General features: G+C 39.7%; 9 protein-coding genes and 2 pseudogenes. 9 read left to right on the forward strand and 2 right to left on the reverse strand.

The features are described 5' to 3' along the window. The 7 genes and pseudogenes from HT696_RS07790 to HT696_RS10775 form a co-directional block, all read left to right on the forward strand. Positions 1-1107: LPXTG cell wall anchor domain-containing protein (locus HT696_RS07790; protein WP_173283511.1), on the forward strand; the 1107-nt coding region annotated here is incomplete at its 5' end. 446 nt (positions 1108-1553) lie between these two features. Continuing rightward, complete coding sequence (locus HT696_RS07795) at positions 1554-2444, forward strand: Rpn family recombination-promoting nuclease/putative transposase (protein WP_173283512.1); 891 nt, start codon at positions 1554-1556, stop codon at positions 2442-2444. Positions 2445-2447: 3 nt separating this feature from the next. Then, positions 2448-2834 (forward strand): annotated as a pseudogene (locus HT696_RS07800) (hypothetical protein); the annotation flags it as partial. Between the two features lie 157 nt (positions 2835-2991). Next, positions 2992-3225: pseudogene (locus HT696_RS07805) on the forward strand (ATP-binding cassette domain-containing protein); the annotation flags it as partial. A gap of 180 nt (positions 3226-3405) precedes the next feature. Then, entirely contained in the window at positions 3406-4275 is an 870-nt protein-coding gene (gene gla / locus HT696_RS07810; protein WP_173213591.1) for an aquaglyceroporin Gla, read from the forward strand. Positions 4276-5303: 1028 nt separating this feature from the next. After that, complete coding sequence (tuf, locus tag HT696_RS07815; RefSeq protein ID WP_001040724.1) at positions 5304-6500, forward strand: elongation factor Tu; 1197 nt, start codon at positions 5304-5306, stop codon at positions 6498-6500. Between the two features lie 96 nt (positions 6501-6596). Continuing rightward, positions 6597-6920: a hypothetical protein gene (locus HT696_RS10775; protein WP_240150254.1), complete on the forward strand. Its 324-nt coding sequence runs from the start codon at positions 6597-6599 to the stop codon at positions 6918-6920. Here HT696_RS10775 and HT696_RS07825 read toward each other — a convergent pair. Both HT696_RS07825 and HT696_RS07830 read right to left on the reverse strand, forming a co-directional pair. Next, the gene (locus HT696_RS07825; protein ID WP_173282858.1) at positions 6891-7973 is read right to left on the reverse strand and encodes a DEAD/DEAH box helicase; all 1083 of its coding nucleotides are present in this window, start codon (positions 7971-7973) and stop codon (positions 6891-6893) included. The two genes, HT696_RS10775 and HT696_RS07825, sit on opposite strands and share 30 nt — an antisense overlap. Further along, positions 7970-8947, reverse strand: a complete 978-nt coding sequence (locus tag HT696_RS07830) for a Gfo/Idh/MocA family oxidoreductase (protein WP_173282857.1) — start codon at positions 8945-8947, stop codon at positions 7970-7972. The genes HT696_RS07825 and HT696_RS07830 overlap by 4 nt, the downstream gene beginning before the upstream one ends. A 198-nt stretch (positions 8948-9145) precedes the next feature. On the opposite strand from HT696_RS07830, the gene HT696_RS07835 reads away from it, so the two are divergent. Both HT696_RS07835 and HT696_RS07840 read left to right on the forward strand, forming a co-directional pair. Further along, positions 9146-10120 carry an Rpn family recombination-promoting nuclease/putative transposase gene (locus HT696_RS07835; RefSeq protein WP_173283514.1) on the forward strand — a complete coding sequence of 325 codons (975 nt, stop codon included), beginning with the start codon at positions 9146-9148 and terminating at the stop codon, positions 10118-10120. 1361 nt (positions 10121-11481) lie between these two features. Next, a partial coding sequence (locus HT696_RS07840; protein ID WP_173283515.1) for a Rib/alpha-like domain-containing protein occupies positions 11482-23158 on the forward strand: 11677 nt, incomplete at its 3' end.

Genomic DNA, 23158 nt, shown 5'->3' on the forward strand with positions numbered 1-23158 from the left:
AAACCAGGAGAAACACCGGAGACTCCACAACCTGAACAACCAACAAATCCTGCGGAAACACCAGCTCAACCAGTCCAACCGTCTGAAGGTGAAGACCAACCAGATCTTAAGGTAGCTCCGCCGACTATCGCTATTGTGGAAGAACCAAATAAAGCAAGTTTCGAAGTAAAAGCTCCTAAAAAAGATGCGGATACAGTCAAAATTATCTATCCTAAGAGTGATGGCTCTGGTAATGAAGTTCTAACTCTTACCAAGCAACCTACTGGTGAATGGACTTTAGATAAACAACCTGAAAATGTTACATTAGACAAGAAAACAGGTACTGTAACCATTCCACGAGAATCAGTTGTCAATAAACAAAAAGTCCAAGCTCAAGCCAAGCATAAAACGAGTGTTTATACTCCGTTTGTATACGCTGCTTTATCAATCGAAGCAGCAAACCCAGAGCATCCAGTAACGCTATGGGTAGATACAGCAGGTAAGGAGATTAAGGAAAAAGTAGTTGGCAAAAAAGTACAGGCTGGCGAAATTGCAGGCTACAAGTGGTTATCTAGTCGCTTAGAAGAAGGTATTTTGACGCATACATTTGAGAAAGTAGCGAATGGAACTCCAATTTTACCAGAAAGCCCAACTAGTCATCCAATGACTCCATCAAGTTCGCCATCAACTTCAACGCCAGAAAAACCAAACAAAGCTGAAACTCCAGCGGTTCGTACAGTATGGCGCGATGAAAACGGAAAAGACTTGAAGGTTCCATCAGTTGATAAGGAAGAAGCAGGTGAAGTTCCAGGCTATGAATTTGTTGAGAGTCACCGTGAGGGAGATAACTTGACAGTTCATGTGTTTAGAACCAAGCAAGCTCAAACTCCTGCTCCAAAAGACCAAACTCCAAGCCCAGCACCATCTAAAGTTTCAGAACAAAAAGGTGAAGCAGTGGCTACAGCTACATCAGAAAAGACAGTAGATAGTGTAACATCTACGAAAACATCTGATAAAGCAGAATTGCCAAACACAGGTACAGAAGCTAATGCTAGCTTGGCTAGCGCTGGTATCATGACCTTGTTAGCTGGTCTAGGACTAGGATTCTTCAAGAAAAAAGAAGACTAAAAACTCATAGTTTTTAAGAAGATGATTCGTCATCTTCTTTTTTTGGCTCATTGTCAACTGTAGTGGGGTGGAGAAAAGCTAAGATTAAGAAGAGGCTGAGAAAAAGCCTCTCAAATCAGAAAAACGCATAGTATCAGGTATTGAAAAACTTGAGACTATGCGTTTTATTGTGGGAAGATTTACTTCATTTTTTCCGGAAGTTGAGTTTTGGCCCAGTCTCTTTAAATTATATGTTATCTTAAATTCAGAATAGAACATTATAACTTATAAAATATTGCTAGAAATTGATTCGACTTTACTATCCTATTTGTTCAGAGTTTATTTCATTTTGCTATAAAGTTTGAGATTTCTTTTGTTTTTTCTACTCTTTTTCCGAATAAATAGATAGAAGCATCAAATCTAGTAAATTAGATTAAAAAATGTGCTATAATGAAAGGAGAGCAAACATGACTGTACGTCATCCGGGCATCAGCCCAACCAATGACTTGGTTGCTAAGAAAATCTTTAGCAATCCAGAAATCACTTGTCAATTTATCCGCGATATGCTGGACTTGCCAGCCAAAAATGTGACCATTTTGGAGGGGAGCAATATTCATGTCTTGCCTTCCCTGCCTTACTCGGCTCAGGACTTCTATACCAGTATAGACGTCTTGGCGGAGTTAGATAATGGAACCCAAGTTATCATTGAAATTCAAGTTCATCATCAGAATTTTTTCATCAATCGCCTGTGGGCTTATTTGTGCAGTCAGGTCAATCAAAATCTTGAAAAAATTCGTCAACGAGAAGGTGATACACACCAGAGTTACAAACATATCGCACCAGTATACGCTATCGCAATCGTGGATAGCAACTACTTCTCAGATGACTTGGCTTTTCATAGCTTTAGTATGCGAGAGGACACGACAGGTGAGGTTTTAACTATCACAAATAATGGACAAGAAAACCATTTGGTTAAGATGGCGTTCTTGGAATTAAGAAAATACAGAGAAACCAGCAAAGATAGCATTCGCAAACCGTGGTTGGAGTTTTTCGGGAATAAACCCTTTACCCAGCACCCCGAGCGAGCCATCAGCCAAGCAGACCAACTGCTGGACTACAAGAGCTGGTCCGAGGAGGACAGGAAAATGTTTAGTCAACTACGTATGCGCGAAGAACAGGCCTTGTTAGCACAGGACTATGCCTTGGAAACAGCTAGGGCGGAAGGCATTGAAGAGGGATTAAAAGTAGGTCTAGTAAATCTCGTTCGCCAAGGTCTGCTGCTATCTGAGGTTGCCAGTCAGCAGTTGGGTATGACTGTGGCTGAGTTTGAGGTGCTATTGAAAGGCCATCACAAATAAGGACTAAAAAAATACAGAGAAACCAGCAAAGACGAGGTTCGTAAGCCGTAGTTGGAGTTTTTTGGTAACAAGCCCTTTACCCAAGAACCTAAGCGAGCCATCAGCCAAGCAGACCAACTGCTGGACTACAAGAGCTGGTCCGAGGAGGACAGGAAAATGTTTAGTCAACTACGTATGCGTGAAGAACAGGCCTTGTTAGCACAGGACTATGCCTTGGAAACTGCTAGGGCGGAAGGCATTGAACAAGGTTTAGAACGAGGTCGTGCAGAGGGCATTGAACAGGGATTAAAAGTAGGTCTAGTAAATCTCGTTCGCCAAGGTCTTCTGACTTCTGAGGTTGCGAGTGAGCAGTTGGGTATGACCGTCGCCGAGTTTGAGTCACTCTTGTGAACGAGTAAAAATGTTTTACCATCTATCTTGCAAAATAAATAGAATTTCTAATCCAAATGTTTTTTAATACCAAGCATAAACAGAGTCGGTTTTTCTAGGATATTTGGGTTAAGACCATTATCTTGAATGCCTTAGGGAAACATGCTATACTACTTGTATGATTATTTTACAAGCTAATAAAATTGAACGTTCTTTTGCAGGAGAGGTTCTTTTTGATAATATCAATCTGCAAGTTGATGAACGAGACCGGATTGCTCTTGTTGGGAAAAATGGTGCAGGTAAGTCTACTCTTTTGAAGATTTTGGTTGGAGAAGAGGAGCCAACTAGCGGAGAAATCAATAAGAAAAAAGATATTTCTCTGTCTTACTTAGCCCAAGATAGCCGTTTTGAGGTTGCAGATAAGACTGACGAAGTCAGTTACATATATCTACAGCAAGGCGACGTTGACGTGGTTTGAAGAGATTTTCGAAGAGTATTATTTTTAAAAAATCTTTCCAGAAACTAGTTGCTAAATAGGGTAAAAATTGATAAAATAAGGAATGTCTAAAAAATTTTAAGGAGAATCTAGCAAATGGATTTCACATGGGCACTAAAGTATGCCACTGAATTTTTGGGAACTGCCATTTTGATCATTCTTGGGAATGGTGCAGTTGCCAACGTTGAACTTAAAGGTACGAAAGGTCACCAAAGTGGCTGGATCGTCATCGCTGTTGGTTATGGTATGGGGGTTATGATCCCAGCCTTGATGTTTGGTAACGTATCTGGGAACCACATCAACCCTGCTTTCACTCTAGGACTTGCAGTTAGCGGTCTTTTCCCTTGGGCACAAGTGGTACCTTACATTATCGCGCAAGTCTTGGGGGCTATCTTTGGTCAAGCCTTGGTTGTGGCAACACACCGCCCATTCTACTTGAAAACTGAAAACTCAAATAACATCTTGGGAACTTTCTCAACTATTTCAAGTATTGACCATGGTACAAAAGAAAGTCGCTATGCAGCAACTGTTAATGGTTTTGTAAACGAGTTTGTTGGTTCATTTGTTTTGTTCTTTGCAGCTCTTGGTTTGACTAAAAACTTCTTTGGTGCTGAAGTGCTTCAATACATGAAACAAATGGCAACACAAGCAGGACAAACAGTTGATTTTTCTGACTTGGCTATTAAAGCACAGGTGGCTCCACACACTGCTTCAGGACTTTCTGTAGCTCACTTGGCACTTGGATTCCTCGTTATGGCCTTGGTAACATCACTTGGTGGACCTACAGGACCTGCCTTGAACCCAGCCCGTGACTTGGGACCACGTCTCCTTCATGCTTTCCTTCCAAAATCAGTTCTTGGTGAGCATAAAGGCGATTCAAAATGGTGGTATTCTTGGGTACCAGTAGTAGCACCTATTGTAGCAGCAATTGCGGCAGTAGCTGTATTCAAATTCCTTTATCTCTAAGAAATAGCTCCTTTAACATTTGAGTGAGCACCATCTATAAGTAAGAGAGGATCAGATTGGTTCTCTCTTTTTGATTTTCTAGGAAATGAAAGAAAGTCTAAACAAACTTCTCTCCAGCAGTGGTTTAGAAGTCTCAGTGGGCTATTCAGCTTTAATGGGCTATAGTAGCTTGCAGTTGAAATAATAGATCCTTGTTTCTAAAACATTGTGAGAAATTGGTTTGAATTCCCCAATCAAATTGTGCAGTTTTCATTCTACTATATATTATCGGAGATGGGTTCCCTATCTTGTAAGTCTGCTTTATAGTTGGTTGAAGTTGGAATAGTCAGCCCTTCTTTCTCAAACATTGTGAGGAATTGATTTGCCTTCCTTAACAAGATGTTCAGTTTTTATTTCATTTTGCCATAAAATAAGCGATTAGGGGGGGCTATTCTTCGACCGACGTCCTTATCGTTTTATCTGCAATCTTATACTCAATGAAAATCAAAGAGTAAACTAGGAAGCTAGCCGCAGGCAGCTCAAAATAATGTTTTGAGGTTGTAGATGAAGAGGTTTGGCAAAAACTCGACTTTAGGAGAAAATGAAGTAAATCTTCCCATAAAACGCATAGTACCAAGATTTCTCAAGACCTGATACTATATGTTTTTCTGATTGCAAAGACTTTTTGACCAGTCTCAACTATACCTACGGTAAGGCGACGCTGACGTGGTTTGAAGAGATGTTCGAAGAGTATTAAACTGATGTTGTGAATAACTTATACCTAGCTTCCTAGTTTGCTTTTGTAGTATAAACCAGAGACTGTTTGCATTTTCAGCAAGTGAGTGGATGAATAATGCTGAAAACTCCTCGAAGGATAAGTCTATTTAGTACTTTCTATATAGTTAGTTAAATTTTTACCAAGAATAATTCACAAAAACGTTGTAAAACACTTGCAATTTAGCTGAAATTTGATAAAATAGTAAGGAAAGTTAGACTGTATTGCCTACTGTCTATCTATAAAATATATTTTATTGGAGGCTTTTACTCAAATGGCAAAAGAAAAATACGATCGTAGTAAACCACACGTTAACATTGGTACTATCGGACACGTTGACCACGGTAAAACTACCCTAACTGCAGCTATCACAACTGTTTTGGCACGTCGCTTGCCTTCATCAGTTAACCAACCTAAAGACTATGCGTCTATCGATGCTGCTCCAGAAGAACGCGAACGCGGTATCACTATCAACACTGCGCACGTTGAGTACGAAACTGAAAAACGTCACTACGCTCACATCGACGCTCCAGGACACGCGGACTACGTTAAAAACATGATCACTGGTGCTGCTCAAATGGACGGAGCTATCCTTGTAGTAGCTTCAACTGACGGACCAATGCCACAAACTCGTGAGCACATCCTTCTTTCACGTCAGGTTGGTGTTAAACACCTTATCGTCTTCATGAACAAAGTTGACTTGGTTGACGACGAAGAATTGCTTGAATTGGTTGAAATGGAAATCCGTGACCTATTGTCAGAATACGACTTCCCAGGTGACGATCTTCCAGTTATCCAAGGTTCAGCTCTTAAAGCTCTTGAAGGTGACTCTAAATACGAAGACATCGTTATGGAATTGATGAACACAGTTGATGAGTACATCCCAGAACCAGAACGTGACACTGACAAACCATTGCTTCTTCCAGTCGAGGACGTATTCTCAATCACTGGACGTGGTACAGTTGCTTCAGGACGTATCGACCGTGGTATCGTTAAAGTCAACGACGAAATCGAAATCGTTGGTATCAAAGAAGAAACTCAAAAAGCAGTTGTTACTGGTGTTGAAATGTTCCGTAAACAACTTGACGAAGGTCTTGCCGGAGATAACGTAGGTGTCCTTCTTCGTGGTGTTCAACGTGATGAAATCGAACGTGGACAAGTTATCGCTAAACCAGGTTCAATCAACCCACACACTAAATTCAAAGGTGAAGTTTACATCCTTACTAAAGAAGAAGGTGGACGTCACACTCCATTCTTCAACAACTACCGTCCACAATTCTACTTCCGTACTACTGACGTTACAGGTTCAATCGAACTTCCAGCAGGTACTGAAATGGTAATGCCTGGTGATAACGTGACAATCGACGTTGAGTTGATCCACCCAATCGCCGTAGAACAAGGTACTACATTCTCTATCCGTGAGGGTGGACGTACTGTTGGTTCAGGTATGGTTACAGAAATCGAAGCTTAATTCGATTTAGTTCCCAGAAGAACAATTATTTAAGTCAGACACTAAAAGAATCTTGCTTTGCAAGGTTCTTTTTTTCAGATATTGAACTAATACTCAATGAAAATCAAAGAGCAAACTAGGAAGCTAGCCGCAGGCTGCTCAAAACACTGTTTTGAGGTTGTAGATAAGACTGACGAAGTCAGCTCAAAACACTGTTTTGAGGTTGTAGATAGAACTGACGAAGTCAGCTCAAAACACTGTTTTGAGGTTGTGGATAGAACTGACGAAGTCAGTAACCATACATACGGCAAGGCGAAGCTGACGCGGTTTGAAGAGATTTTCGAAGAGTATAAAATTGAATTGCTTATAAAAAAGCTCCATACACTGGATGTGTATAGAGCAATGGGGGCTTTATTGAATATAGAGTTCTTGATTTTTTAGGATAATTTCTCGAACAGTAGCAAATTTTTTGAGCTTTTTAAGTTCTTCTGGATGAGTGACGAGAGTGATAACATAACCTTCCTTGCCCATACGGCCAGTACGACCAGCGCGGTGGGTGTAGGTTTCGCTATCTCTAGGAACATCAAAGTTTACGACGCATTCTAGGCTATCGATATCAATTCCACGTGCCAGAAGGTCTGTTGCAAGAAGCAGGGTTAGTTGCTTATCTTTAAACTTTTCTAAGATGACTTTTCTAAATTTAACATTGACATCACTAGCGAGGGAAACAGCTAATATATCCCGATACTGTAGTTTTTCCTCTGCACTTCCAAGGTCTGATAGGCTGTTAAAGAAGATTAGACCGCGGAAATCCTCCACATGAGCTAGTTTTCGTAGCATATCCACTCGGTGACGTTGGTCTACCTGCATGTAGAAATGTTGGATGTTATCCAATTTTTGGTCAGAAAGATCAATAGTATGTGTGTTAGGTGCAATCTTTTCTTGGTCAAACTTGGTCGTCGCACTCATGTAGATGAGTTGGTGGTCACGCGGTGCGTAGTGAGTAATTTTCTCGACAAAGTGTATCTGAGAATCATCGAGCAATTGGTCAAATTCATCCAGGATGATGGTTTCCACATTCATCATCTTGATTTTTTTCAATTTAATGAGTTCAAAGATACGGCCAGGAGTTCCAATCAGAATTTCTGGTCCTTTTTTTAAGCGTTCAATCTGGCGTTTCTGACTTGAACCTGATAGGAAGAGTTGGGCTGTCAAGCCGATGGCTTCTGACCACGTTTTACATACGTCAAAAATCTGTCCAGCAAGCTCCGTATTTGGTGCTAGAATCAAGAGTTGCTGCGCTTTTTTCTTTTGTAGTCTGAGAAGACTTGGTAGGAGGTAAGCTAGGGTCTTACCGGTTCCTGTTGGGCTCACTCCTAGAAGATTTTCTCCAGCAAGAAGGGGCTCAAATAGTTGAGTTTGAATGGGGGTAAATTCTTGGAAACCGAGTTGGTCGCTCAGTTCTTGCCATTCAGTCGGTAGTTTGCTTTTCATTTTTCTGCCTCAAATCTAATGCCAGCAGTCTGGCGCATGGTATATAGTAGCTCATGAACAGAGCCTGCATCATCCAGCCAATTCTGGTAGAGTGTCTGGTCTGGTTGCTGAATCATCTGTGCAAATGCAGCGACTTCCTCAGTCATCGTATGAGGAGCCTGTTGGATAGGGAGCTGGACTTGATTGCCTTGATGGTCGGTAAAAATAGCTGAGCGGACATGCTCAATGGTGTTGAGAGTCAATGTTCCATCTGTTGTATAAATCTCGCAAGGAAGATTGGAAGTGATGTTTTTCCCAGACTTGATATGAACTTGATAGTCTGGGTAGAAGAGGATACCATCTCCATTTAGGTCCATGCTATTGTCAAGCTGTTGAGCCTGATAAGTTGCGTCCTGAGCCTTTCCAAAGAGACGAACAGCAGCGTAGAGAGGATAAATCCCTAAATCCATAAGAGCTCCACCAGCAAAACGGTCTGAAAAGACATTGGGCGTATGCCCGGCCAACAAATCTGGCATTTTGGATGAATACTTGGCATAGTTGAAATCTGCTCCCAAAATTTGTTTGTCTGCTAAAAAGTTTTTGATGATAGTGAAAGCTTTCTCGTGGTAATTACGAGCTGCTTCAAAGATAAAACAGTGATTTTTTTCAGCTGTTTGAACCAAATCCAGCCAGTCTTGTGGATGCGTGACAGCTGGCTTTTCAAGAATGACGTGTTTACCAGCAGACAAGGCAGCTTTTGCCTGAGCAAAATGCAAGGAGTTTGGACTGGCAATATAGACCACATCAAAGGAGCTCTTGAAGAAGTCTTCTAATTGATCAAAGAGTTGGATATTCTGATAGCGAGAAGCAAAGGTTGATGCGGTTTCAAGTTTCCTAGAATAGACTGCGACCAGCTGGTATTTCCCACTAGCATGGGCTGCTTCTATGAAATGGTGGCTGATAGCACCTGTTCCGATGACACCTAATTTTAGCATAGATACTCCTTTTCTGATTTTAAATCCTTCTTTCATTATAACATAGATAGACGGGACTATCCAACAGAGGGGAAAAAATTTCAAATAAGCGATTAGCTTTCTTCTGAAGAAAAGCTTTCTTTTACGAATAAATAGATAGAAGCATAGAATCTAGCAAACCTAGATTAAAAAATGTGCTATAATAGAAGGAGGAAAAGGATGATTCTCAGACATCCGGGCATTAGCCCAACTAATGACTTGGTTGCTAAGAAAATTTTCAGCAACCCAGAAATCACTTGTCAATTTATTCGCGATATGCTGGACTTGCCAGCCAAAAATGTGACCATTTTGGAGGGAAGCAACATTCACGTCTTGCCTTCCCTGCCCTACTCGGCGCAGGATTTCTATACCAGTATAGATGTTTTGGCAGAGTTGGACAATGGGACACAGGTTATCATTGAGATTCAGGTACATCATCAGAATTTTTTCATCAATCGCCTGTGGGCTTACCTGTGCAGTCAGGTTAATCAAAATCTTGAAAAAATTCGCCAACGAGAAGGTGATACACACCAGAGTTACAAACACATCGCACCAGTATATGCTATCGCTATTGTGGATAGCAATTACTTCTCAGATGACTTGGCTTTTCATAGTTTTAGTATGCGCGAGGACACGACAGGTGAGGTTTTAACCATTACCAATAACGGACAAGAAAACCATCTAGTAAAGATGGCGTTCTTGGAACTAAAAAAATACAGAGAAACCAGCAAAGACAAGGTTCGCAAGCCCTGGTTAGAGTTTTTCGGGAACAAGCCCTTTACCCAGCACCCCGAGCGAGCCATCAGCCAAGCAGATCAACTGCTGGACTATAAGAGCTGGTCCGAGGAGGATAGGAAAATGTTTAGTCAACTACGTATGCGAGAAGAACAAGCATTATTAGCACAGGACTATGCCTTGGAACAAGCTAGAGCAAAAGGTATCGAACAGGGGCTGGAGCGTGGTCTTGAACGTGGACGAGCTGAAGGGATTGAACAAGGCATCGAAAAAGGTTTAGAACAAGGACTTGAACGTGGAAAACTTTTTGCCTTCCTAGATATGGTTCGCCAAGGACTTCTGACTTCTGAGGTTGCCAGCCAGCAGTTGGGTATATCAGTATCTGAGTTTGAGGCGCTATTGAAGGACCACCATAAATAAGACCTAAAAAATACAGAGAAACCAGCAAAGACGAGGTTTGCAAGCCCTGGTTGGAGTTTTTTGGGAACAAGCCCTTTACCCAGTACCCCGAGCGAGCCATCAGTCAGGCAGACCAACTGCTGGATTAAAAATTAGGAAATATCGTGTAGAAAATAGTAACAGATTTTATCTCTTTGTGGGATGAAGTCTGTTTTTTTGTATGATGGGCAGGTCCTACATCTGAGTGGCAAGTTCTCCGTAGGTATCCGCTATCGGTTAATGCATAGCATATATGAATGAAATAAGAACTGAACAAATCAGTCAGGAAAGTCAAAGTAATTTCTATCAATGTTTTAGAAGTACTAGTGAACTATTCCAAATTCAATATCCTATAAACAAAAATCAAAAAGCAAGCCAGGAGACTTATGTAGGATAGCTCAAAATACTAATCTTAGATTGAGGATAAGAGTAGAATGATAATCAATGGATTTAGAACAAATATAATGAGCTGAATCTAGGATAGTACAAGGGTCTTTTAAAATATTGTTATAAATTGATTTAAATTCCAAGACCAATTTGTTTGATTCTTGTTTCATTTTGTTTTAGTTGCTTTTTATAGTGAGTTGAATTTAGAATAGCACATCATAGTTTCTAAAGCATTGTTAGAAAATACTTTAAAATCCCCTTATTAATTTGTTCATATTTTATTTCAATCTATTATATTTCCAAGCTTGATTATCATGAGGTAAGGGCTGAAAGCGCTCTAGGGATAGGAGTGATTTTGGAGATGAGAATCGTCAAAGAAAGGAATAGGGAGATGGTGGCTCTAGGAACAGGGGATAGTGAGATGAAATAAAAGCTGAACAATTCAATTTCTAACCAGCTAACCATTTAATCTTGCTACAAATAGGTATCGAACAAGTCCCGTAAGTCTTAGACATTTTTCAGAAACTGATGATAAGCTCTTCCAATCCCAAAATAGGGAGGTTTTTCAAACTAAAATTTGAATCCATACTTGGTTTCTAAATTATATTTAATATATTCACACTACTAAAAATCAGCCAATTATAACTATTATTATACTAAAATTTTCATAAATAAAGATATAGAAAAGTTATTAGTTTCTAGGAAATAAATCAAAAAAGCGTATATCTATAATCAATATAATAAGCATATACTAAAAAATTCTCTAAAAATCAAGATTTTTGGATGATTAGATGGTAAATTCGGGGGGGGGGGGGTATGGTATAATTATTACTAGACTGTACACTGGGTGCAGTGGGTTAAATAGTGCTATCAATACTATTTAATATCATGTGAGTTTGAAGATGATAAGGCTATTTTTGTTTTCAAAACAACTTACAAAAAAGGAGAAAGATTTCATGGACTTTGGAAAATATAACAAAGAAAAGGTTTTCCGATATTCGATTCGAAAATACCACTTTGGTGCTGCCAGTGTCGCGGTTGCAGCATTGATGTTCTTTGCCAACGGGGCAGTAGCAGCGCATGAACCCATCACTCCAGCTACGGCAAATGAAGTAGCTACGGTGGGGTCTGATGGAAAGGCAGACGGTGATTTAGGAAGCTCGGATGAGGGAGACTCGAACAAGGTTTTAACTGACCAGCCAGCTGAACTTAAAGCACCTGATGAGGTGAAAACGCAAGAAGCACCAGCTGAGGGAACAAATCAAGGGCAAGCAGTAGCTGAGTCTAACTCTGCTCAGTCAGAGACAAATCCAGCTAGCCAAGAACCTTCTCAAGCAGGAGAAGTAAGAGAGCAAGAAGAGCCGACCGTCGCTGATACGACAGCAGCCAAATCAACCCAAAGCAATTTGCAAGCTTTGTTGGCAAACCTAACGCTTAGCTCAATGCAGGAACTTCATGCTGAAGTGGAAGCGCGTTTAGCAGCAGCTAAGGCAGTTTTGGAAGATCCAAAAGCGACGCAAGCGCAGGTTGATGAGCAAGCAAGACTGATGGCTGAGCTTATGAGCCGTGTCAATCAAGCCTTGACACCTAGCCTAGAAACTCCAACAATCTTGGAAAAAGCAGGTCTGACATCTACAGGTTTGGCATCTACTGGACTTGCTACTCCAGAGGGAGCTACGACTGCGCAACCAAGTGGAGGAAAAGGTCGTAGAAGAGCTTTGAGCGAGCCTACATCAGATGAAAATCAAGTTACGCCATCTGCTGGAGGAGACTCAACAGGTTCTGGAGCTGGCTCTCAAACGACTCCACAGACGCTCCCAACCTACACCAACACAGAAGGTAAAAATGGTGTTTATGACCTAAAAGATGAGCTAGAGTTTATCACTAATCAACTCCGAGCAAACAATGCGTCGGAAGATAAGATCCAAGCAGCGAAGGCAGCTGTTGATAAGTTCAATGAGGCCTTCTCTAAAGGCGATACCATCAGTCAAGAAGATTTTAATGCTGCCTTAGCAGACCTGAAAAAATCACGTGAACTGATCGAAGGAGTTCTTGCTGAAAATGAAGCAAATGCAGGAGTGGTAACAGGACCTGCAACTCCAAGTGAAAACAATGTAACCATTCAACCGCGTACCAACGCTACAGGATGGTCAGGTTTCCGCTCGATACCAGCAGGCGCACCAACTCGTACGAGACGTGCGGCAGGGCAGGATAGAGCGGCTCATATAGAGACTGCTACGTATAATAGTAAGACAGGATATTTCTTTGAAAATGGTCAAAACGGTTCTCCTTACTCTAAATATACTTATGTATTTTACTCAAAAGGTGGAGTAGGTACCCCGTACTATGAAGGCGGACAAATTTCAGAGGCTTATAAAAATTTCCATATAGATGTAAGACGAACTGATACAGGTTTGCGTTGGAAGATTGTTGTCAATGGAGAACACAAGACTCTAGGGGTAAATAAATTTTACTTTACATTGCCACAAGGGCAAACTTTAAGGAGTGGAACTGTTGCGGTTCAAACGTTTAATAAAAATGGTGGTTCTTTGATAGAACGACCATCTGTTGCTCCAGGAGAAAATGAGCTGAAGGATGCATTAGCAAACGCCTTTGCAAATCTTCCTCAGAACTCACCTTTTAGAGGTGCTAGGCTTCAAGATGTTCAAAAAGGTACGAAAGACAATACGAATGCAAGAATATCAGTAGTTGGGACAACTGCAGCACAGCAATTTGATGTAGGTACCTTAGAAGGTATTGCGCGACAAGCAACTCATGGTGCAGCGCACTTGACAGACAGAGGATTTTACTATCGTGATAGAGTTATTGAAACTGATCCCAATATTCAAAAGTATTCAAACGAGAAATTCTCTCGTATTATGGCAGATGTCAAAGATGTATATACTTTCCAGTTGGATCGTGAGGATGATCGTTCTTATGAGATTACTTTTGAAACGAACGGTTCACGTGATTTACGTTCTTTAACTTTTGCTAGTGGACTTAAGCGTGTTGAGGGTTCTACTCGTCAATTGATTAACCAATGGTACGCTAGAACAAATGATGAAGTTGACTTGATTGAGAAATATCCAGCAGAAACGCAGGGAGACGGGGTATTTTTTATTAGTCAAGGAAAAAGAGGTGTTACCAACTTTGGAGACGGTAATGGAGGAGAAGTAGTCTCTGGTGTATTTAGTGTCAAGGCAGATAAACCTTTTGATACAGATACCTTGATAACAGTTGGAGATACCAATTATCCCTATTTTAAGACGATAGATTATACATCATATCTTATAAATTCTGGTAATAAAGTGGAAGCTAACCAAGCAAATGGTGCACCTGCGACCTATAAAATTTATAAATTGGGAACAGAGTTAGTCGGTTATTCTGGTGCAAGACAGATAATGGATACACCAGGAGCGACGAACTATGTGCTTGAAAGAAAATTTGATGGTCCGACAGGAGATGGTTCATCAGAACTGATTGGACTGACCTTTGTTGTCAAACCGAAAACTCCATCTCTATCAACAGAACTCACTGATTCTGTTGGAAAGAGAGTAACAGTTGAGGCAACAAATGGAACCAAAGGGGTTGAAATGGTTCTCTATCGTAAGTTGGCGAATGGAGAACTTGAAGAAGTAAAAAGAGCTGCGGCAGATAGTAGCGGTCGTGCACGTTTCAAAGATGTTGAAGTTGGTATAGGTACTTATCTTGTTAAAACCGTAGCTAAGGGTGAGTCGTATACACAAAACGGAAATACCACTAATCTAGTCTTTTCTGATCCGTCAAATGAAAAAACAGCAGTTGCTCGTCCTTTTGAAACAAAGCCAATCATTGAAAAAAATGTAGATGATAGTATTACGACAACCATTGGTCAAAAGGGAGCTACAAAAGCGGAAGTTCGATATACAGACGCAGCTGGTAGACAACAGGTTGTCGCATTTACCAGAGGACAAGATAGCTATTGGAATAAAGATAATAGCAATGCTAACTCTACAGTAACAGTCGTTGATAATCGTGATGGAACTGCAACTGTTCATATGACTGCAGGGACAGCTGCATTGAACACCCATGTATTTGCTAAGCAACGTTCGAAAACAACTGATTTTAGCGCGGAAGCAGATTTTAAAAATACAGATTTGAAAGTGGGCTTAACACTGAATGGTCGGGATTTTAAAAACGATAAGCTTATTAAATGGCCTTTGGATCAACAGGTTGGTGGTAGTGGAATTAAGTTTCTTGCTAAGAGTGCTGATAAGATTAAAGATATTCGCATAAGTGGTGCAGATGGTCTGGGAGTTACTTGGGTAAAAGAAGGTACAGGAACCACAAGTATGACCATTGCAGCACGTGGAAATTTCAATAAAAATATATCAGGACTTCACACCTTATCAGTTACTGCAACAACCGTAACCGGAAACGAATTGACAACAACCGCTACACTTGTGTTGCCACCGTTGGCAGGAAATTTCAAAACAACAAATGATGATTTAAAAGGGAAGTCAGAAAAAACGGGAAATGAGCGTCCTATTATTGAGGGTCAAGGTTTTACTTATCCAGCAAATACAACAACTCAAGTAGGTGATGATCGTCTTCAATGGAAAGTGTTTCTAGTAAAAGGTGGGTCGAATAACGAGAATGAATTCACTAGACCTGCGCAAAATTACCAAATTGTAGCTTCGAGTTTATTGAGAGAAGACGGGAAAGTTACTTTTAGACCAGAAAATTATAAACAAGAGGCTTTGGGGACAGATGATGTCAGAATGGTAATGGCTCTTGTTCGAGAGAATACAGATGAGGTATATAGGGGAGTACAATCTTCTCTTAGTACACAATCTATCCATGCCACAACACCAATTGTTCCGTTCGCAACAAAACCAGAACTTGTCACAACTTCAACAGGAGATGTGACTGCAACAATCGGGAGAAACGATGCAAATGCAGCAATTATTTCATATGTGACTGAAAACGGAGCGACTCAGAATACTATTTTAAACAAAAATAATCAAAACTGGAGTTTAGCTCAACCGGACTCGAATGTTAGAATTACTAATGGCACAGATGGAACTGCAACAGTTACGATTCCATTTGGCGTTGCTCGTTCGAGAACGCAGGTTATTGCACAGCAAAAGTCTAATACAACTGGATTAAGTGAGGCAAGCACGACTACTGTTCCATCAGATATGGAAGCTCCAACTGTAAAATTAACCAACAAAGGAAGTAATGAAGAAGTTACATTAACTGATGATGCTTCTGTTACTACAGTCGATGTTTATCGTGGAGCAACACTTGAATTACCATTAAAGTATTATGACAATGTTAGCACAGGAAAAGTGAATATTAGTTATAAAGCTGGTCTTCCAAAGGGTGTGTCGTTCAATAGTAATGAAAATGTAACTACCTCTACGACAATTAAGGAAAGTGGTAAAACCGAAACTACACCTGGTACTTATACTGTGAGAGGTAGAGTTGCTTCTGATGCAAATCTTGGAGTACAAACTGTTACATTGAAAGTATCTGATGCTACTAATGGAGATGTGGATCAAGGGAATAAAAAAGAAGTCAAATTTAATATTCGTGTGCTAGATGTTGCATTTGAACAAGGGTATTCATCTAGTGGGAATGACAAAAAAATTGTTACCGAAGCAACTTTAAATAAAAATACTGCTGATCCAAACACTTATCTAACAGGTACAGAAGGAACTCGAAGAAGTGATTATATCCTTCCGCAAGGAATGACTTTCCGTTATATTACAGGTACTAATGGAACTGAATTTAAAACGAACTTACAATTCACGACTCCAGGAAAATATAATGTAAAAGCAGCAGCTTTCTTCCCAACGAATACAGTTTCGACTAAGGGATTGCCGATAACTCCAACTAATGCAACTGGAGATAAGATTTCAGAAATTACAGGACGTACTTATATAGCTCGTGATATAGAGTTTCAAGTTAGACCGACAGCCCCAGAAGTGTCTGCTGAAACTAACGGCGATGTGATAGTGAGTCCTACAAATCAAGCAAATGTTAACCGATTGAGCTTTTCTTATACAGATAAAAATAATGTTCAAAAGAATCTAACGGCAACAAAAACGGGAAATGTTTGGGTATTAAGCGATGGTACGCCTTCTGATGGCGTGACTATTGATAGTGCTACTGGGAAAGTCACTATTAAAGACCGTCAAGTGAAGGATAATGCTAGCGTTACAGCTAAACTAGTGACAGTTGATGATATAGATAGCACAACCACAAGTGCAACTTCAAATGTTGGTGAGCGCGTATTACCAACGATTACATTTAATGAGAAATATACAGAAGTTGTCAATGGTGAGCGTGTGGCTTATATAACCCCTACAGAAGACCTAGACAATGGTTCTATAACATTAGCTACTGTGAATGATAACTCAGGTAAATTACGTGAAGTGAGATTATCCGAACAGAATAATCTAGGTTTTGCGCTAGGTTCTGGATTAACTTATAATGACTTGGTTAAGACTGACAATCAAGAAGTAACTGCTCCAAGAGATATTACAGTTACTGGTAAATTAACACAGAAAAATGGTAATAGACCTTGGCGTAATGGCGATGCATTGTATACTCGTTATATTGTCGCAACAGATGCTTCGGATAATTTTGTTAGAGAGCTCAGTGCAAGTATCACAAATCCAACTCGTGTTGCCTTAAAAGTATTGACACAAGCAGTTAAATATGAACCGATAGTAGCGACACAAGCTCTTGCAAAAGATATTACTGCAGCTGGACAGACGGTGAGTCAAGATGAATTTACTGCGATTAAGTCCAAGATTCAGTTTACTACGACTAAAGGTGATGTAAAAGTATCCCATGATACAACTGACTTGGAAATAGTTATGAAAGAAAATGGTGCAATTAAGCGAGATGCTGATGGTACCTATTATGTAGGGGCAATAATTACATACCCAGACCTTTCTACAGAAGACATCAAGGTAGCGGTCGAGAAGAGTGATAAGGAAGCTCCGACTGTGAAAATGAATGGTGTCGCATTGACAGAAAATGCAGATGATAATCGATTTGTCATTTATCGAGGGGCAAGATTTAATCCAACCTTTGAAGTGAACGATAATTCTGGAAAAACTACTTACTTAAAAGCAAGTGGAATTCCAAACGGAGTATGGTTCAACAAACAAGGCGGGACTGATGCGCCGAAAACTGGGGATATGAATAATGGTACAACGTATACATTATCAACTAATAACACTGTTGAACAGAATGCTCCTTTAGGTGAACGTGAAGCTAATGTTGTCGTGAAAGATGCATTAAACAATGAAAGAACATATAAGTTTAAGTACGTAATTGCGGATCTTGAAGTGAAAAATAGCCCTAAAACAGCTACATTAAACTCAGAGTTAGGAAATGCTAGTGAATTTATAGGAGCAGTTGGGGAAACTAATTCCACTCCTTCAGATACTTATCTTCCAGATGGTACGACATATAAGTGGACTAAGAATACTAGTGAAGTACCTAATACGACTCGTTTAACAAGTGCAGGACGAAATACAGATTATAAAGTTGTTACAACATTCCCTACAGGAGGACCGACTAAGAAGGAAATTGATGGTAAGAATGTAACCATTTATACACCGGAAAGGGTTGAAAAAAATGTTGTATTCAATGTAACCGAGGAGACGCCTCCGACGGTTAAATTAACTAATAAATCAGACGGAAATAGAGTAAGTATACTGTCTGCTAATGAATCAAGTTCTCCAGTTGTTACTGTATTCCGTGGTGCGAAGTTAGAATTACCATTGACTTTATTTGATAATGAAATAGCAGGACGTGTTAATGTTCAGTACATGAATGGATTGCCAAGTGGGGTGTCATTTGGTGGGACTGGTACGAATAATGATAGCTTAACGTTAACTGGTAAGACAGAACAAACACCTGCTGAACATATAATTAAAGGAACTGTAGCAACAGATGCCCAGTTAGGAACTACTATAGTTACGCTAAAAGTATCAGATGGTACAAATGGTATTTCATCTGGTAATCAGGCAGAAGTGAAGTTTCGTGTTAAGGTGGTTGATTTAGACTTTGAAACAGGACGTTCGGAGCAACCGAATGTTGATTCTATTACGGTACCTGTGACTAAAGGGGAAAATATTCCAGATCCAAATCACTTTTTAACAGTAAATGATGGTAATAATCGTCAAGATACGGGAAATTTCCCTCAAAATATGACTTTCCGTTATGTAGATGAGGCGACTGGTACCACAACACGTACCTTAAGATATACTGATCCTGGTCGCTATGTAGTGAAAGCCAGAGCTTACTTCCCTCAAAATTATGCAGGAGTAGAGGGTATTGGTACAGTGGTGTCTGGTCAAACTGGTGATAATACAGAGATAAATGGTCGTCGTTATATAGAAAAAACGATTACCTTTGAATTAAAGCCAACAGCGCCAGTCGTAACACCAAAAGACAATGGTGATGTAGTCATTACGAATTCAAACGAAACGAATGCGAATGATTTAAGTATAACCTATACAAATACAGCAACGTCCACAGGTGCACCAGTAACAGTGACAGCTCAGAAGACAAATGGTAGGTGGACACTAATCAATGCGCCGGCAGATGGAGTGATTATTGATGAAACTACAGGGACAGTAACGATTAAGGATCGTGCAGTGAAAGATAGCGCTACTGTTACAGCTAAAGTCACAGCTAAAGGTTTAGATAGTACAACTACATCTGAAAATGCAAAAATAGGGGATAAAATACCTCCAACATTTGAATTTGATTCAGTATATACAGCTGTAGAGAGTAACGGAGATCGTGTTGTATATGTAACACCTACAGAGGATATAACAGCGAATCCTATTCGATTAGGAACATTCAATGATGATTCTGGGAAATTAAGAACAGTTCTTCTATATGCTGATGCAATAGGTGCTCATTTGTCTTATGGATTAGAATATAATAGACAAGATCTTCAAAATAATTTAGAGATTACAGCACCAAAAGAGGTCTTCATTACCGGTAAAGTGGATGCTAGAAATGGTAGTGCGCTATGGACCAATGGACAGACTTTGATTACTCGCTTTGTTTCTACTATGGATGCTTCAGGCAATGAATTGAAACAAATTCAACCAAATAATGCCTCAAATCCAACGCGTGTGGTCTTTAAAATCTTAACTCAAGCTGTGAAATATACGCCGTCTGTATCTACAGTAACAATTGAACGTGATATTACACAGCCGAACACTAGCTTGACTACAGCCGAATTTAATAAGGTTAAAGATACTTTAACTTTTGCAACGGATAGAGGGACAGTTAACGTACGTAATAATACAACAAACTTAACATTTGAGATGACAAATGCAAATGTTCAGACCAAACCTGATGGAACTTGGTTTGTAACTGCACGTGTGACATACCCAGATGGTTCAAATGATATAGTAGAAGTTCCGTTAAATACTACTGATGCTAATAAATCAAAACCAGCTATAACAACAGCTTCTGTTAAAGCTGAAAAAGATGCATCTGTACAAGGGCGTATAGCAACTTCGCAAAATGATCGTGTATTAGGTAAGATTACGATACCAGCAGGTCAACCGACACCAACTTCAAAAGCAATTAAAAATAATGGAGCTATTACAGAAGATAATGGTAAGAAGGTTGTTACGGTAGAATTAACGTATTCTGATAACTCTAAAAAAGAAGTGAAAGTCCCTATCCTAGAAGTTAAACCAGTTGATATTACTTCAACATTTAATGAAGGTGACAACACTGTTACAATCAAACCAGAAACTCCTGTGTCAACTGGAGATAAACTTCATTTAAGTATTCGTGGTGTCGGAATGCAACTCACAAAAACTGATAACGGATATACTAACAGTCGTAATGATCGTACTATTAGTATTTCAGGTGACGGAAGTATCACAGTTACATTAGCAGGTTCAGAGAAGTTTCGTGCTGGAGACAGAGTTGTAGTTCGTCATGAAAGTAATCTAAACGGTCAAGTAGACTCATACGAAACGGAAGCATGGTCAGGATTAGCATCAATTGATCAGGTGCCAGTTGTTAATCCAAATTCTTTGACTTCTACAGAAATAGAGGCTGTAAAAGCAGCTGTCAAGAAAGCTAATCCGTCAGTTAATCTTGCTGAATTACAGGTTGCAACAAATGGTGATGTTACTTACCGTCATGCAGGAGCAGGTGTTAATACAGGAGATACAATCCCGATAGCAAGATTGAACGGGAATGTTCGTGAACAGAATCAGTCTGAGAAGTATAAACCCGAAGTCACAGCATTGATAAGGAATGTTAAAAATGCAGTTCATACAGCAGATGAGATAAAAGCAGCTGTGAAAGAAGTGCATATAAAAGCTAAGGATGTTGTTGGTGATGTACCGGATAATGGTGGTGTGGTAGTTGTTAAGGTGACATATACGGATGGAAGTTCCAAAGATGTGAATGTTCCAATAGTTGTAACACCTGAAAAAACGCCAGTTAAAAATACTACTGATTTAACAAGTACTGAAAAAGAATCAGTTAGAGCATCTGTTCAGAAATTAAATCCAACAGCTACAAACATAGTTGTAGAGGAGAATGGTAGGACATTGGTTACACTTCCAGATGTAGCCATGGTTACGGTAGAAGGAAATCAGACGGTTAAACTTGAATCACCGACTATCACAGCAACCTCTGGTGATAAGTTGAGAGATACTGATCGTACTATTTCAGGTACGGCTGTTAATGGTGCTACTAAGGTAACATTACATTTCCAAGATAATACAGAAGTAACTATCACTCCTACTAATGGAACTTGGTCTTATGATCTTCCAGAAGGTACCTACCTACACCAAACAGAACAAAATAATAAAGTTGGCTATTCGACAAATAAAGTCACTGTAACTCAAACAGCCTTTGGTCAAACAAGTGATGCTAGAGAATACAGTGTTGTAGAGAATCGTACATTTACAGGAAAATCTATCAAACAAATTGCAGGGAATGACGCGTTTAGTGAATTGAAAAATCATCCAGAGCGTCTCTTGAACTATCAAGAAAATGGACAAGCGGCAACACTTCCAAACTATTTGACTGCTACTTGGAAAGAAACACCTGATTTTACGACAGTAGGAACACGCACTGCAACATTGCTCATCTCTGAAAAGACAGAAACGAATAATCAAACACGCCCTCTAACGGAAGTAAGTGTACCAGTAACGGTTTATCCAACAGTTGTAGCTAAAAAAGATAAATTTACAACATTGCTAAATCAGGCGTTGCCTGAAGGAGAACAGCCTGAAAGGTATGTACAGTTTAAAAATCAGAGTAACGCTAATGTAAATAAACCAACAGATGGTGTAACGGTAGTATGGGATAATAAACCAAGTACAAATGTTACAACAAACGAAAGTGGGGAGAATACAAAAGGTAGCGTAAAAGTTACTTATCGTGTAACAAATGCTGATGGTACAGAAGAAAGTGTGGAGCAAACTATTGATATCAATTTGAAAGTTTATCATGCTGTTCCTCTAACGAAACATGTAACAACTACTTTTGGAACGGATTTTGGTGGAACAAGTAATAATGCTCAGACTTACTTTTTGTCTAATTCACCAAGGACATCTTCTGCTTGGAAATCAACATCAGGTAACGGTTATTCAGAATATGCAAGTTATAGTAGAACTTCTGAAAAACAAAAAGCAAATTACCTTGGTAAGTATAAAGATGGTATTCAAGTCTTTATGGCAGGAGATAACGGTCAAATAAATTGGTATCGTTCTGAAAAATTTGATGTAACATTTGAAGTTAAACCATTAACGCCGACAGTAGAAGGGGCAACAACCGGTGCAACAAGCTTGACAGTTAACAACGTGAATAGCGGAACGACTGTAGAACTTTATGATGCAACTGACACTACTAAAGCTCCTGTTAAGATTGGTGAAACAGTGGTAGATAAAGAGGGTAACTACGATACGAAAAATAATATTTCAGTTCCGTTAACTCAAGGTCTTGCCCCAGGTACAAAAATCATCGCCAAAGTTGTGTATATTTCTGGTAGTGATAGAACAGAATCTGATAGTAGTTCAGAAGTAGTTATAAAACATCCGAAACCAGCAGAATTGACGTCAAAGGCGAAAATGAATGGTGATTATGAGTTCAGTGTTCCAACAGATGCAGATAAGGTTACATTTAATATTCCTACAGAAAATGATGGAACGAAGACTGTCACTCTTACAAGTGAAAACAGCTGGGCGTCTACAGATACTGCTGTTAAGAAAGTAGGAGATAAACTTGTAGTTCCGAATGGAACATTAGGAACTACAAATCGTATGGTTCAAATTATAGCAACAAAGGGAACAGGAGAAGCAGAAAGCTCCGCACGTGACTATACTGTTACTGTTCCAAAACATGAGGTTGAAACGACTAAAATTAGCAAAGTAGTTGGCGGAAGCACCCCTACAAATGAAGAATTGCTGGATGCTGTAACAGTTGATAATAAAGCGTCAGCAACCTTAAAAGATGGTACAACTTATCCAACTGCTCTTGGAACTCATACTATCGAAGTGGTAGTGACTTATGCAGATAGTACTACAGAAATTGTCGAAGTTCCGTATGAAGTGAAATCTGCTGACAAGTCAGCATTAGAAG

Source organism: Streptococcus sp. 9903 (assembly GCF_013276625.1).
In the GTDB taxonomy this organism is placed as follows: Bacteria; Bacillota; Bacilli; order Lactobacillales; family Streptococcaceae; genus Streptococcus.